Raw genomic sequence first — 14,031 nt, forward strand, 5'->3', positions numbered from 1 at the left:
ATTTCCCACAAGGATCCAAGAAATGTCCGAGCCAGTTAAACTGCGCGCTCACAACCAGGCTAATTGCAAGGATTGCAGCCTGGCCCCTCTCTGCCTGCCACTTTCGCTGAATCTGGAAGACATGGAAGCGCTGGACGAAATCGTTAAACGTGGCCGCCCGCTGAAAAAGGGTGAGTTCCTGTTCCGCCAGGGCGACACCTTCGATTCCGTTTATGCAGTACGCTCCGGCGCCCTGAAGACCTTCAGCCTGAGCGATACCGGCGAAGAACAACTGACCGGCTTCCACCTGCCGAGCGAGCTGGTCGGGCTGTCCGGCATGGACACCGAGAAACACCCGGTTTCCGCCCAGGCCCTGGAAACCACTTCGGTCTGCGAGATTCCGTTCGAACGCCTCGACGAACTGGCCCTGCAATTGCCGCAACTGCGCCGTCAGCTGATGCGCGTAATGAGCCGGGAAATCCGCGACGACCAGCAAATGATGTTGCTGCTGTCAAAGAAAACCGCCGACGAGCGCATCGCCACCTTCCTGGTCAACCTGTCGGCGCGCTTCCGCGCTCGCGGGTTCTCGGCCAACCAGTTCCGCCTGAGCATGTCGCGCAATGAAATCGGCAACTACCTGGGGCTGGCAGTGGAAACCGTGTCCCGGGTCTTCACCCGCTTCCAGCAGAACGAACTGATCGCCGCCGAAGGCAAGGAAATCCACATTCTCGACCCGATCCAGCTCTGCGCCCTGGCCGGCGGCTCGCTCGAAGTCTGATCTCGACCCGCGGCCGAGCGAATCGTTTCAGCCGCGGGTATACTGCGCCGTTTGCAGCCCTGCCAGGACACTTCGACGATGGTCTTCGACTCCTTCGACATCAAATCCCTGATCCGCCCCGTGATCGACTTCCCGAAACCGGGCGTGATCTTTCGCGACATCACCCCGCTGTTCCAGTCGCCCAAGGCCCTGCGCCTGGTGATGGACAGCTTCGCCCACCGCTATGTGGAAGCCGACTTCACCCACATCGGCGCGATGGATGCGCGTGGTTTCCTGATCGGTTCGGTGCTGGCCTATCAACTGAACAAGCCGCTGGTGCTGTTTCGCAAGCAAGGCAAACTACCGGCGGACGTGCTGGCTGAAGGTTACGCGACCGAGTACGGCGAAGCGTTTCTGGAAGTGCACGCCGACAGCCTGTGTGAAGGCGACTCGGTGGTGATGTTCGATGACCTGATCGCCACCGGCGGCACGCTGATCGCAGCGGCCAACCTGATCCGCCGCATGGGCGCCCGGGTTCATGAAGCGGCGGCGATCATTGATCTGCCGGAGCTGGGTGGTTCGCAGCGTCTTGAGGACATGGGGATTCCGACGTTCTGCCTGACGCAGTTTGCGTTGACTGACAAGTAAGCGGCGCCTGCCATTACGCCTTCGCGAGCAAGCCCGCTCCCACATTCGACCGTATTCCGCTGATGGAACATGGTCGAATGTGGGAGCGGGCTTGCTCGCAATGGGCCGGCAGCCTCACTGCAAAATCTAAAGTCCCATCTGTTTGCTGATGATCTCGTTCATCACTTCCCGCGTACCGCCGCCAATCGACAGGATGCGGTTATCCCGGTACAGCCGCTCCACCAGGCTTTCGCGCATATAACCCAGCCCACCAAGAATCTGCACCGCCTCGTTGGTGATGCGGTCCGAAGTGTCCGTGGCGAAGTTCTTGGCCATGGAAATCTCCTTGATCACGCTCTGCCCCGCCGCCATCTTCGCCGCCTGCCGGTAGGTGAATTCCCGCGAGACTTCCAGCGCCGTGGCCATTTCCGCGAGGCGATGCTTGATCACCTGGAACTTGCCGATGGGTTTGCCGAACGCTTCACGCGCCTTCGCCCACTTCACGCTCTCTTCCAGCGCCAGTTGCGCGGTCATATTGGCCATCAGCGCCAGCGCCAGACGCTCGCTCTGAAAGTTGCCCATGATGCAGGCAAAGCCCATGTTCTGCGCGCCAATCAGATTTCCTACAGGCACCCGGCAATCGTCGAAGAACAATTCAGCGGTGTCTGACGCCCACCAGCCCATTTTCTTCAGTTGCCGGCCGACAGTGAAACCTGGCGTGCCCTTCTCGATCAGTAGCAGGCTGATGCCGCCAAAACCAGGCGCACCAGTACGTACCGCAACCGTGTAGTAGTCGGCGCGTACCCCACTGGTGATGAAGGTTTTGCTGCCGCTGACCCGGTAATGATCGCCGTCGCGTACGGCGCGGGTCTGCAGGTTGGCGACGTCGGAACCGCCGCCCGGCTCGGTGACGGCCAAGGCGCTGATCTTCTCGCCGCTGAGCACTTGGGGGACGACGCGGTCGCGGACTTCGGAGCGGGCCCATTTGACGATCGGCGGCAAACCGATGTCGAGCGAACCGAGCCCGGCCACCAGCCCGCCGGAGCCGCAACGCATCAGTTCTTCGCTGGCGGCAATTTTGGCGAACAGATCACCTTCGTGACTGCCGCCCAGCGCTTCGGGGTAACCGATGCCGAGGATGCCGGCCGCACCGGCCTTGAGGTACAGCTCACGGGGAAAGTTTTCGGCTTCTTCCCACGCATCGATATCCGGCAGGATCTCGCGTTCGACGAAACGCCTGACGCTGTCGCGAACCATTTGGTGGCTGGGATCGAAGTATTCCTGGAAGGCGGGCATCGGCGAACTCCATGGAAGGGTTCGCCGAACTTAACCGAGCGCTTGCTTGGTTTTCAACAGGATTGTGAGAATCAGTAAATCCGAGTTGCCAGCGATGGGGTCAGAACAATCAAAGCAAAATTCAGAGCGAGATAGGTTTACGCCCGGCAAACGAGTGAGCCAGCGTGCCGCCGTCCACCAGCTCCAGTTCGCCACCCAACGGTACGCCGTGGGCGATGCGCGAGGCGATCAGGCCTTTGTTCTGCAGCAACTGGGCGATGTAGTGGGCGGTTGCTTCACCCTCCACGGTCGGGTTGGTGGCGAGGATGACTTCGGTGAAGGTGCCCGCCTCTTCGATCCGCGCCATCAGTTGCGGAATGCCGATGGCCTCCGGGCCGAGCCCGTCCAACGGCGACAGGTGCCCCTTGAGCACGAAATAGCGACCGCGAAATCCGGTCTGCTCGACCGCGTAGACGTCCATCGGCCCTTCCACCACGCACAGCAGCGTGTCGTCGCGGCGGGTGTCGGCGCATTGCGGGCACAGATCGTCTTCGGTCAGCGTGCGGCACTGGCGGCAGTGTCCGACCCCTTCCATGGCCTGGCTCAAGGCCTGGGCCAGACGCGTACCGCCGCTGCGGTCACGTTCGAGCAACTGCAACGCCATACGCTGGGCAGTTTTCTGACCCACGCCCGGCAAAGTTCGCAGGGCATCGATCAGTTGGCGAATCAAAGGGCTGAAGCTCATGGGGAAAAAGTCCGACAAAACAACGAGACGCGGTTTATACCCGCGCCTCCGGCCAGCGTCAAATCCTCAGTCCTGGGCGACCTTCACCACCAGTTTGCCGAAGTTGCGCCCCTCCAGCAGCCCGATAAACGCCTCAGGCGCCTGCTCCAGGCCCTCGACCACATCCTCGCGGAACTTCACCTTGCCATCGCGCACCCACGGCACCATGGCACTGATGAATTCCGGCTGACGGTCGCCGTAGTCGTCGAACACGATGAAGCCCTGAATCCGTACGCGCTTGGTCAGCAAGGTGCGTTGCAGTGCAGGCAGACGATCCGGGCCTTTCGGTGCTTCGGAGGCGTTGTACCCGGCAATCAGACCGCACAGCGGGATCCGCGCTTTGGGATTGAGCAGTGGCACGACCGCATCGAAGACATGGCCGCCGACGTTTTCGTAATAGATGTCGATGCCATTGGGGCAGGCCTTGGCCAGTTGCTCGGCGAAGTCCGGTGCCTTGTGATCGATACAGGCGTCGAAGCCCAGTTCCTCGACCACGTATTTGCACTTCTCGGCACCACCGGCCACGCCGACGGCGCGCAGACCTTTGATCTTCGCCACCTGGCCGACCACCGAGCCCACTGCGCCGGAAGCGGCGGCGACCACCAGGGTCTCCCCTGCTTTTGGCTGGCCGATGTCCATCAACCCCATGTACGCGGTCATGCCGGGCATGCCCAGCACGCCGAGGGCCATCGACGGACTCGGCAGGCCGGACGGGATCGGGATGATATTGCGGCCATCGCTGATGCTATGGCTTTGCCAACCGGTGGCACCGACCACCAGATCGCCGGGGTGGAATTTCGGATGACGCGACTGCTCGACCCGGCTGACAGCCCCGCCGGTCATCACCTCGCCGATTTGTACCGGCGCCGCGTAGGACGGCGCATCACTCATGCGTCCGCGCATGTAGGGATCGAGCGACAGGTACAGGGTCTTGAGCAACACCTGGCCTTCTTCAAGGTCCGGCAGCGCCTCGCGCTCCAGACGGAAGTTCTCGGGCGTTGGCGCGCCCACCGGACGCGAGGCCAGCACGAAGCGTTGATTGAGGGTCAGTGGGTCAGACATGTCAGCGTCTCCTGTGAAGGGTGAATTCGGTGGTATAGGGAGCAGACCGTTGCAGCGATTGCGCGTTCGATGTTTCGTCAGCCGGAAACAAAAATGCCAGGCGCGATGCCTGGCATTTTTTGTAGCTCATCCAACCCGCAAAGGCGAATCAGAACGGCAGTTTCATACCGGCCGGCAGGTTCATGCCAGCGGTCATGCTGCCCATTTTCGCCTGGCTGTTGGCTTCGATCTGACGCACGGCGGCGTTGACGGCGGCAGCCACCAGATCCTCGACCACTTCGCGGTCGTCTTCGTCCAGGCCCGGCAGTACGCTCGGGTCGATGCTGACTTTCTTCACGTCATGACGACCGGTCATCACCACGGTGACCAGATCGCCGCCGGCTTTGCCGGTGACTTCGGCGTTGGCCAGTTCTTCCTGCATCTTGGCCATTTTTTCCTGCATCTGCTGCGCCTGCTTCATCAGGCCGGCCATGCCACCTTTCATCATGGGAATCACCTCAAAAGTACTTGGATCAAAACAGCGCCCGGCCATACAGGACGGACGCCCTCAGTTATTAGCCCTGACTGGCCAGGGCGTCGACAGGTTCAATAGTATCGTGTCGCACGACCGCACCGAACTGCTGCACCATCTGCTGGATGAACGGATCGCCGTGGATCGATTCCTCCGCCTCGCGCTGACGGTTGGCACGGCGCCGGGACGCCGCCTGGGCCGGGGTTTCCTGCTCGGGCTTGATCAGCTCGATGGTCAGGGTCAGCGTGCGCCCGTGGAACTGGTTCAGCGCATCGTTCAGACGACGCTGCTGGGTGGCGTTGAATAAGGCGCTGTGGGCCGGGTCCAGGTGCATCAGCCAGTTGTCGCCATCGACCGCGATCAGCGTGCAGTTGGCGGCAATGCTGCCGGTCATCCCGGAGATTGGCAGTTGCGGGAACAGCTCCAGCCATTGCAGGGCCAGGCCGGTGGCCGGCGCGGCGGCGGGTTCCGGCTCGGGCTCGGGAGCCGGTTCTGCGGCGTGTTCGCTGGCCAGATCGTCGAGGTAACTGTAGGCCGAATCCATGTCCGGTTCGATGTAATCCTCGTCGAGCGGCGGCTCGTCGTCCATGTCCATGCCCGGCGTGGCGGCATCGACTTCGGCTACCGATGGCTCGGGGATCGGCGCGGCGGCCCACTCCGGGGCGTCCGGCACGACGCTGTCCGGGGTCGGCAGCGGCATCGGCGGCAAATCGGGTTGTTCGGCGGTGGTTTCCAGAACGGGCTCGACCGCTGGCTGCTGCGCAGGCGCCGGCTCTACCGGGTCATTCCACGGCAGGTCGACGACTTCTTCGACGGCGACCGGTTCTGGCTCTGGCTCAGGAACGGGTTCAGGCGCAATCACCGGGGCAACCGGTGCAGGCTCGGGAGCTGGCGCCGGCGCAACAGCCGCAGCAACTACCGGCGCAGGTTTCGGCGCGGCAGCCACTGAGTTTGCGGAATCAACTGTGGCCTGGCTGATCCCCACTGGCTTTAGCGGTTGCCTCGGGGCGTCCGCCGTGTCTGCCGGCCGGAAGGCCAGCATCCGCAGCAGGACCATTTCGAAACCGCCTCGCGGGTCCGGCGCCAGCGGCAAGTCGCGGCGACCGATCAGGCCCATCTGGTAATAGAACTGCACGTCTTCGGCCGGCAACGCCTGGGCCAGTGCCAGCACCCGGTCACGGTCGCCGTGGCCGTTGTCGACACCTTCCGGCAAGGCCTGGGCGATGGCGACGCGGTGCAGCACGTTGAGAATTTCCGAGAGCACGCCGTTCCAGTCCGGCCCCTGTTCGGCCAGATGACGCACCGCTTCAAGCAATGCCTTGGCGTCGCCTTCGATCAGCGCGTGCAGCACGTCGTAAACCTGGCCGTGATCCAGCGTACCGAGCATCGCCCGCACATCGGCGGCCAACACCTTGCCTTCACCGAAGGCGATGGCCTGGTCGGTCAGGCTCATGGCGTCACGCATCGAACCGTCGGCCGCGCGGCCGAGCAGCCACAGCGCGTCGTCTTCGAACGGGACATTTTCGGCGCCCAGAACGTGGGTCAGATGCTCGACGACCCGCTCAGGCGTCATGTTCTTCAGGGAGAACTGCAGGCAACGCGACAAAATCGTTGCCGGAAGTTTCTGCGGGTCGGTGGTCGCCAGGATGAACTTGACGTAGGGCGGAGGCTCTTCGAGGGTTTTGAGCAGCGCATTGAAGGAATGGCTGGAGAGCATGTGCACTTCGTCGATCAGGTAGACCTTGAAGCGCCCACGGCTCGGGGCGTACTGCACGTTGTCGAGCAGCTCGCGGGTGTCCTCGACCTTGGTCCGGCTCGCGGCGTCGATCTCGATCAGGTCGACGAAACGGCCTTCATCGATCTCGCGGCACACCGAACACTCGCCGCACGGGCTTGAAGTGATACCTGTTTCACAGTTCAGGCATTTGGCGATGATCCGCGCAATCGTGGTCTTGCCGACGCCCCGCGTACCCGTGAAGAGATAGGCGTGGTGCAGGCGCTGGCTGTCCAAGGCATTGATCAGAGCCTTGAGCACATGGGTCTGGCCGACCATTTCGCGGAACGAGCGCGGACGCCATTTACGTGCAAGAACCTGATAACTCATCGAAAACCGTCGCGGCAAAGGAAGCAGAAGCGGCTAATGCTAGCGGAGCAAGGGCAAAATTGCATCCGGTGTGCTCGTCTATTCTGGCTAAGCTGCATGGGCAGGGGCTTTTATCGGTTCGGGATCGGGAATTACCGGAGCGTTTATGCGGTGGGCCGTGGGGGCAATACTGGGAATCAGCCTGAGCGCGATGGCGTCGCAACCGCCGCTGCGCTTCGTAATTGCCGACAGCTGGGCGATGCCGATGGTGCAGATCGAACGCGGCCGTCCGACCCAGGGCATTCTCTACGACATGATGCTCAGCCTCGCGACCCAGGTCGGCGTGCCGGCGCAATTTCACGTCCTGCCCCGCGCCCGGGTGCAGAACGCCATGGAACACGGCGAGGTCGACGTGCGCTGCTATGCCGCGCAATCGTGGCTGCCGAACCAGTCCGGCGATTACATCTGGAGCATTCCGCTGCTGTTCCAGCGCGACCTGCTGATCAGCCGCCAGGACCAACCGCCCAGCGCTGATCCGGCCCACCTGCCCCGCCAATCGATCGGCACCGTGCTCGGCTACAGCTACCCAACACTTCAGCCGCTGTTCGACACCGACCGGTTATGGCGCGAAGACGCACGCAACCAGGAACAGGTCCTGGACAAGCTCCTGGCCGGTCGCTACCGCTACGCCGTGAGCAATCAATGGACGCTGGACTGGTTCAACCAGCGCCTGCTGCCGGGGCAGCAACTGCAAGGGGTGGCGGTATTGCAGGAGCAGCAGGTCGGTTGCTACGTACGCAACGATCCGAAAGTACCGGTGCAGAGGATATTGAGGACGTTGCTGCGGATGAAAATATCGGGGGAGATTGATGACATTATCCGGTTGTATACCGGGAGCTCGAGCGGTGAACAGTGAGCCAGACCCTCAATGCCCAGCCGTATCACGAAACTGCTGGTACTCGTGATACTCGACCCACTCAACCACATCGTACGGCACGTAAAGCTTCAACCTGGCCCGGGAGATGGCGATGTACACGGCGCAAATCCGTTGATCGAACGCGTAGGCGTCCTTGAATTTCTCGTTGGTCAGCAACCCCGGTGTCAGTAGCACCTTGTCGAACTCCATGCCCCCCGCCTCTTCCGCGAGCATCAGCAGGCAGCCGTTGCCGGCGTTGTCGATCATTCGGTTCAGGCGCGTCAGGTCGGCAATCATGAAGCCGTTTTCCAACTTGGCCCTGACCCGCAGAAACGATTCGTCGAACTGATTGGCGTCACAAACGGCCTGCCAGTCTGGCAGGTCGCTGAAGTACGGATGCACGCCGTTTTCGCTGAATTCGGAACGGTAGAAGTCAGGTTTGAACAGTTCGATGGCGGTGGCCATGAAATGCTTGAGGCCTTCCTGGGTTCGCTTGTCCGGAAATCTGAATTTGCAGTTGGAGTCGTGCAGGTGGATGGCCCAGATCATCGTGTCCCACAGCGATGCCGTCAGGACCACGCAGCCCTCGGGCGGCACGAAACCTTCCGGGTACTCCTTGATGACGACGTCAGCATCACTGGCGCCCTCGAATGGAATCTTGCCCTTTTGCGAATGCCGGGCGATCAGCGGGTTGACCAGTCGTTCGACGTTGCGGCCCGAGCGTACGGAATAGCTGATATCGCTCTGGCGAACCTCACGGTGCCGTTTGACCGGCACGCCACTGGCCTGCTGGTACTCGTCGCCGAGGGTGATCAGTACCTGCCGACCGCGCTCGATGATCTGCAACAGCGAGCCGGGAATGTCCTGGCTCTCGTCGATCAGCACGTGGGTGTAGCGCGCCGGCACCACGCAACCGGCGATGCAGGCGCGCTTGATCATCAGCAGCGCTTCGAAGCCGGTCTGGCTGCCCCACGCCGGGTTGAGTTCGAGATAGCCCCACACCCGGCTCGAATACTCCAGCAACACCTGAGCGTCCACGCTGGAGAGCGGCTGGTTGAAATGCGGCAGATGCTTCGCCGAAAAGGTGTGATCGCGGAAGCGGCAATAGCGCTCGATCACTTTGAGGCAGAGGTCAAGGGTCGCCTGTCCATCGTGGTGGTGGAAACCGTAGATATTCAGTTCCTGCGCCAGCGCCTGCCGACTCAGAATCCGAGTCACCCCTTCAGCCTGAGGCCTGCGCCCGAGCATCAGTGACTGCGCAAATGCCAGGAAGGTCTTGCCGGCCTTCTTCTCGCTCGGCCCTGTCATGCGCTGGCGAAGGACCTCCAGCTTGGCCGGGGTGCGCGCCAACAATAAGGTCTTTTCCGGGCGCAAATGCTCCAGCAAAGCGACCAGCAGATGGCTTTTGCCGATCCCCGCGTAGCCTTGAACGTGCAGGTCTTCATCCAGGTTGGCGCGGAAGGTTCTGACCAGTTTGTCCTGTGCCGGGCTCAACCAGCGCTCGCGCTGCCGGGGCGTCACGATCGGCTGGCTGAACGGATCATGACTGCGGTGGCGACGGACTTTGTATTCAAAATCCCACTGGCCGTCGGGCAATAAGTAATCGCGCGCCGATATTTCTTCCGTCAGCAGAAAACGCAAGTTCAGAGGATTCAGGACCTTCAGGCCGAAATACAGTTTGCGCGGATCGAACAGCCGCTGCGCTTCGGACAGCAGGCCCGCCGTTGTTGACTGCCGCTTTTCGGCAGCCCAGGACAAGAGCCTGGCCAGAATCTTCTCTGCCGCCACGGCGCCGAGATCCTGCTCTTTCGTCTGCACCAGATTCTGGATGACCAGCACCGCCGCCAATTCCGGATCAGTCAGGCTTTCGAGGGCTTTGGCGCCACCCGCCTGCAACAGGTTCGCGCAGGTTTCATCCGTGACGGGCAAGAACACAGGGATGGATAAATCGGAATGTTCCGGGAGCATAAAACCTCGCGGCCAGGGTGCAGACCTCACACGGTCGATCCTGGACAGACTCTTCATTTATTTCGGTGGTGGCGAGTATGCGGGATTGAAGAGGCGTCGACACCTTCGCGAGCAGGGGTTTGAGGACGAAGCGCCAAATCGCAGGCATAAAAAAACCGCAGTGGGCGAAACCCATGCAGTCCGGTCTGATTCGTTCGAGGGTCGTTAAGGTGGTAACCCTACCAGCCACACCCCGGCACACAATGTCACCGCTGCGGCTGCTCCCTTCCAGGCCTGACCGGGTTCACGGCTGATCGTTGCGGGGGGACCGATAGGGTCACCATAACGACGCTCACCTGTCGGCGAGCCGCGCCATTGTACCTATCTGAGACGAAGTTACAACCGCTGGTTGCAGATTAAAAATATGAAGGGCTTCAAGCACTTGCTATTGCGCTTGCAGCACCTCGTCCGCGCGACCGCCCTCTTGCTGGATCACCAGATGAATGAAGTGCAGCTTGGCGATCGCCGCGGGTGGCAGGACGAAGGGATAGAAATCCGGCTGCCCCATGCTGCGCGACAGTTCGTTGAGCATGCCGGCCAGTTCGATCCACGCGTTGACGAACGACAGAAATGCCGCGCCGCCAGGGTGCTCGGGGTCGTACAGCGTGCTCGGCGGAAACGGCTGGTAATCCAGATCCATCTCACGGGCGCTCATGCCGAAACCCAGCGCCGTGTCCACCGCGTCCATCATGTGCAGGTAATGCGCCCAAGTTTCCGCCCAGTCTTCCCAGGGATGCATGGTGGCGTAGGCGCTGACGTAGTGCTGCGACCAGTCCGCCGGCGCGCCCTGTTGATAATGCCGTTCCAGCGCCTCGGCATAACTGGCGCGCTCGTCGCCGAACAGATTGCGGAATGAACCGAGCCACAGTCCATTGTCGATCAGGCGATCCCAGTAGTAATGCCCGACCTCATGGCGAAAGTGCCCGAGCAGCGTGCGATACGGTTCGTGCATCTGCGCCCGGACCCGCTCGCGATGGGCGTCGTCGGCTTCTGCGATGTCGAGGGTGATCAGGCCGTTGGCGTGGCCGGTCATGGGCGCGTTGCCTTGCAGATCGACGCCGATGAAATCGAAGGCCAGGCCGGTGGCTTCGTCGACGGTTTTCGGGACGACCGGCAGGCCGAGGCTGATCAGTTGCGCCACCAGTCGGCGCTTGGCGATTTCCACCTTGCGCCAGCGTTCGGGGTTTTCCGGGACGGACAGATCGGGGATGGTGCGGTTCAGAGCGCAGGCCGCGCACAGGGTGTCGTGATCGTTGGCGGGCAGCAGCCAGTTGCAGGCCGCCGGAGTGTCGAGATTGGCGCAGCGCCGGAACAGCCCGGCCTCGGGATCGACATCCAGCGTCCAGGTGCCCTCCTGCGGGCCCGGTTGCAGCGAGGTCAGCCGACTGTGTTCCGGTTGATAGCCCAGTGCCGCGTTGCAGGCCAGGCACTGACTGTTGCGAAAAAACAGCGACTGGCCGCAACGGCACGGCCAGATTTTGCTGTTGCGCGAGGACTCGCCCATGAACGGCGCGACGATGCGGGAACTGAGCTGCTCGAAAAAGCGGTACATGGCGATCTCTCCCTTGGTCTTGCCAAGACTAGATCATTCCCGCGAGTCGATCGTTCCCGCGCGTTGCGTCAGGCGGAAATACCGTGACCTTTCAGGAACGCGATAAACGCCTCCTCATCCATGACCTTCACGCCCAGTTCGTTGGCCTTGGTCAGTTTCGACCCGGCGCCCGGCCCGGCGACCACGCAATGGGTCTTGGCCGACACGGAACCGGCGACCTTGGCGCCGAGGCTTTCCAGGTGTTCCTTGGCGACGTCGCGGCTCATCAGCTCGACCTTGCCGGTCAGCACCCACGTCTCCCCGGCCAATGGCAGGCCTTCGACGACTTTCTTTTCGCTCTGCCAGTGCATACCGAAATCGCGCAGTTGCTTCTCGGCGTCTTCAGCCAGTTGACGATGTTCGGGCAAGGCGAAAAACTCGCGTACCGAATTGGCCTGCTTCTCCGGCAATGCCTGGCGCATGTCCAGCCAGTCAGCGTTCATCACCCCTTCCAGCGATTCGAACTTGTCCGCCAGCTTCTGCGCCCCGCCCGGCCCGACCGAAGGAATGTGCAGCTTGTCGAGGAAACCGCCCAGCGTGGTGCTCGCGGCAAACTCGGCGCCCAGCTCGCCCTGATCCTGAATCTGCAAACCATGACCCAGCAGCTCGGTGATCACCTGCTGGTTGTGCGCATCCTCAAAGAAACTGTGGATCTCGTGGGCCACTTCCAGGCCGATGTCGGGCAAGTACGTCAGCACTTGCGGCAAGGCTTGCTGAACACGCTCCAGCGACCCCAGCGAGCGGGCCAGAACCTTGGCCGTCTCCTCGCCGACATCCGGAATGCCCAGCGCATAGATGAAGCGTGCCAGACCCGGTTTCTTGCTGTCTTCGATGGCGGCCAGCAGCTTGTTGCTCGACACTTCGGCAAAGCCCTCGAGGTCGACGATGTCCTCGAACTTCAGCGCATAAAGATCAGCCGGCGAACTGACCAGGCCTTCATCGACCAACTGCTCGACACTCTTGTCGCCCAGGCCTTCGATGTCCATCGCCCGACGGGAGACGAAGTGAATGATCGCCTGCTTCAGTTGCGCACCGCAGGCCAGCCGCCCGACGCAGCGATACACCGCACCTTCGCTGATGGTTTCCTTGCCCTTGCTGCGCTTGACCAGTTGCGTGCGTTCGACGTGGGAACCGCAGACCGGGCAACTCTCGGGAATCTGCACCGGCCGCGCATCTTCAGGGCGGCGCTCCATGACCACTTGCACCACTTGCGGGATCACATCGCCAGCGCGGCGAATGATTACCGTGTCGCCGATCATCAGGCCCAGCCGGGCGACTTCGTCCATGTTGTGCAGCGTGGCGTTGGCCACGGTGACGCCAGCGACTTTGACCGGTTTCAAGCGCGCCACTGGGGTGACGGCGCCGGTGCGGCCGACCTGGAATTCCACGTCGAGCAGTTCGGTGAGTTCTTCCATGGCCGGGAATTTGTGGGCGATGGCCCAGCGTGGTTCACGGGCGCGGAAGCCCAGTTCGCGCTGGTCGGCAATGCTGTTGACCTTGAACACAACGCCGTCGATTTCATAGGCCAGCGAATTACGGCGCTCACCGATATCGCGGTAATAATCCAGGCATTCGCCGATGCCCTTGGCCAGTTTCAATTCGTGGCTGATCGGCATGCCCCAGGCTTGCAGTTGCTTGAGGTTGCCGATGTGAGTGTCGGAAATATCGTGGGACACTTGGCCGATGCCGTAGCAGCAGAATTCCAGCGGCCGGTTGGCGGTGATCTTCGAATCCAGCTGGCGCAGACTGCCGGCGGCGGCGTTGCGCGGGTTGGCGAAGGTCTTGCCGCCGACTTCCAGTTGCGAGGCGTTGAGGCGTTCGAAACCGGCCTTGGACATGAACACCTCGCCGCGCACTTCCAGGGTCGCCGGCCAGCCCGTGCCGTGCAGCTTCAGCGGAATGTTGCGCACGGTGCGCACGTTGACGCTGATGTCTTCGCCGGTGGTGCCGTCGCCGCGCGTGGCACCGCGCACCAGCACGCCGTCCTGATACAACAGGCTGACCGCCAGACCATCGAGTTTCGGCTCGCAGCTGTATTCCACCGCCGCGCCACCGCCGAACAGATCACCGGCCGGCAGATCCAGGCCCTCGGTCACCCGGCGGTCGAACTCGCGCATGTCGGTTTCTTCGAAGGCGTTGCCGAGGCTGAGCATCGGCACTTCGTGACGCACCTGGGTGAATGCGGTCAGCGCCACGCTGCCGACGCGCTGGGTCGGCGAGTCGCTGGTGATCAGTTCCGGATTGGCCGCTTCCAGCGCCTTGAGCTCGTGGAACAACCGGTCGTACTCGGCATCCGGAATGCTCGGCTCATCGAGAACGTGATAACGGTAGTTGTGCTGATCGAGCTCAGCGCGCAGCTCTAGAATGCGGTCTTTGGCGGCAGTCATGGGTGTTCTCTCATAAAGCAAAAGAGCAGCCGAGGCTGCTCAATCTATTTTG

The 14,031-nt window shown here is 62.0% G+C and carries 11 protein-coding genes and 1 other RNA gene; 3 read left to right on the plus strand and 9 right to left on the minus strand.

Features of this window, described 5'->3' with window-relative positions; all coding sequences use genetic code 11:
• Window positions 1–22: 22 nt before the first annotated feature.
• On the plus strand, window positions 23–757 hold the full coding sequence (gene fnr / locus QLG12_RS25350) for a fumarate/nitrate reduction transcriptional regulator Fnr (protein ID WP_039770035.1): 735 nt from the start codon (window positions 23–25) through the stop codon (window positions 755–757).
• Between the two features lie 78 nt (window positions 758–835).
• A complete protein-coding gene (locus QLG12_RS25355) occupies window positions 836–1,384 on the plus strand; it encodes an adenine phosphoribosyltransferase (RefSeq protein WP_003223345.1) in 549 nt (182 codons plus the stop codon).
• 126 nt (window positions 1,385–1,510) lie between these two features.
• On the opposite strand, the gene QLG12_RS25360 is transcribed toward QLG12_RS25355, so the two are convergent.
• From QLG12_RS25360 to dnaX, 5 genes are all read right to left on the minus strand, one after another.
• A complete protein-coding gene (locus QLG12_RS25360) occupies window positions 1,511–2,659 on the minus strand; it encodes an acyl-CoA dehydrogenase family protein (RefSeq protein WP_282475418.1) in 1,149 nt (382 codons plus the stop codon).
• A 121-nt stretch (window positions 2,660–2,780) separates the two neighbouring features.
• Window positions 2,781–3,383: a recombination mediator RecR gene (gene recR / locus QLG12_RS25365; RefSeq protein WP_007951652.1), complete on the minus strand. Its 603-nt coding sequence runs from the start codon at window positions 3,381–3,383 to the stop codon at window positions 2,781–2,783.
• Window positions 3,384–3,449: 66 nt separating this feature from the next.
• The gene (locus QLG12_RS25370) at window positions 3,450–4,484 is read right to left on the minus strand and encodes an NADP-dependent oxidoreductase (RefSeq protein ID WP_282475419.1); all 1,035 of its coding nucleotides are present in this window, start codon (window positions 4,482–4,484) and stop codon (window positions 3,450–3,452) included.
• A gap of 148 nt (window positions 4,485–4,632) precedes the next feature.
• Window positions 4,633–4,971 (minus strand): YbaB/EbfC family nucleoid-associated protein, encoded by a 339-nt coding sequence (locus QLG12_RS25375; RefSeq protein WP_007951650.1) that lies wholly within the window; start codon window positions 4,969–4,971, stop codon window positions 4,633–4,635.
• A gap of 67 nt (window positions 4,972–5,038) precedes the next feature.
• Window positions 5,039–7,099, minus strand: coding sequence for a DNA polymerase III subunit gamma/tau (gene dnaX / locus QLG12_RS25380; protein WP_282475420.1), 2,061 nt, complete (start codon window positions 7,097–7,099; stop codon window positions 5,039–5,041).
• A gap of 145 nt (window positions 7,100–7,244) precedes the next feature.
• Here dnaX and QLG12_RS25385 point away from each other — a divergent pair, with 145 nt between their 5' ends.
• Window positions 7,245–7,994 (plus strand): transporter substrate-binding domain-containing protein, encoded by a 750-nt coding sequence (locus QLG12_RS25385; RefSeq protein ID WP_282475421.1) that lies wholly within the window; start codon window positions 7,245–7,247, stop codon window positions 7,992–7,994.
• 9 nt (window positions 7,995–8,003) lie between these two features.
• Here the strand turns inward: QLG12_RS25385 and QLG12_RS25390 are convergent, their stop codons facing one another.
• The 4 genes from QLG12_RS25390 to ligA form a co-directional block, all read right to left on the minus strand.
• Complete coding sequence (locus tag QLG12_RS25390) at window positions 8,004–9,962, minus strand: hypothetical protein (RefSeq protein WP_282475422.1); 1,959 nt, start codon at window positions 9,960–9,962, stop codon at window positions 8,004–8,006.
• 216 nt (window positions 9,963–10,178) lie between these two features.
• An RNA gene (gene ffs, locus QLG12_RS25395) (signal recognition particle sRNA small type) lies at window positions 10,179–10,275 on the minus strand.
• A gap of 111 nt (window positions 10,276–10,386) precedes the next feature.
• Window positions 10,387–11,553: a putative zinc-binding metallopeptidase gene (locus tag QLG12_RS25400; protein WP_197869501.1), complete on the minus strand. Its 1,167-nt coding sequence runs from the start codon at window positions 11,551–11,553 to the stop codon at window positions 10,387–10,389.
• A gap of 68 nt (window positions 11,554–11,621) precedes the next feature.
• Window positions 11,622–13,979, minus strand: a complete 2,358-nt coding sequence (gene ligA / locus QLG12_RS25405; protein WP_197869502.1) for an NAD-dependent DNA ligase LigA — start codon at window positions 13,977–13,979, stop codon at window positions 11,622–11,624.
• Window positions 13,980–14,031: the final 52 nt, after the last annotated feature.

The organism is Pseudomonas sp. V88_4, assembly GCF_029967985.1.
GTDB classification, from domain to species: Bacteria; Pseudomonadota; Gammaproteobacteria; order Pseudomonadales; family Pseudomonadaceae; genus Aquipseudomonas; species Aquipseudomonas glycinae.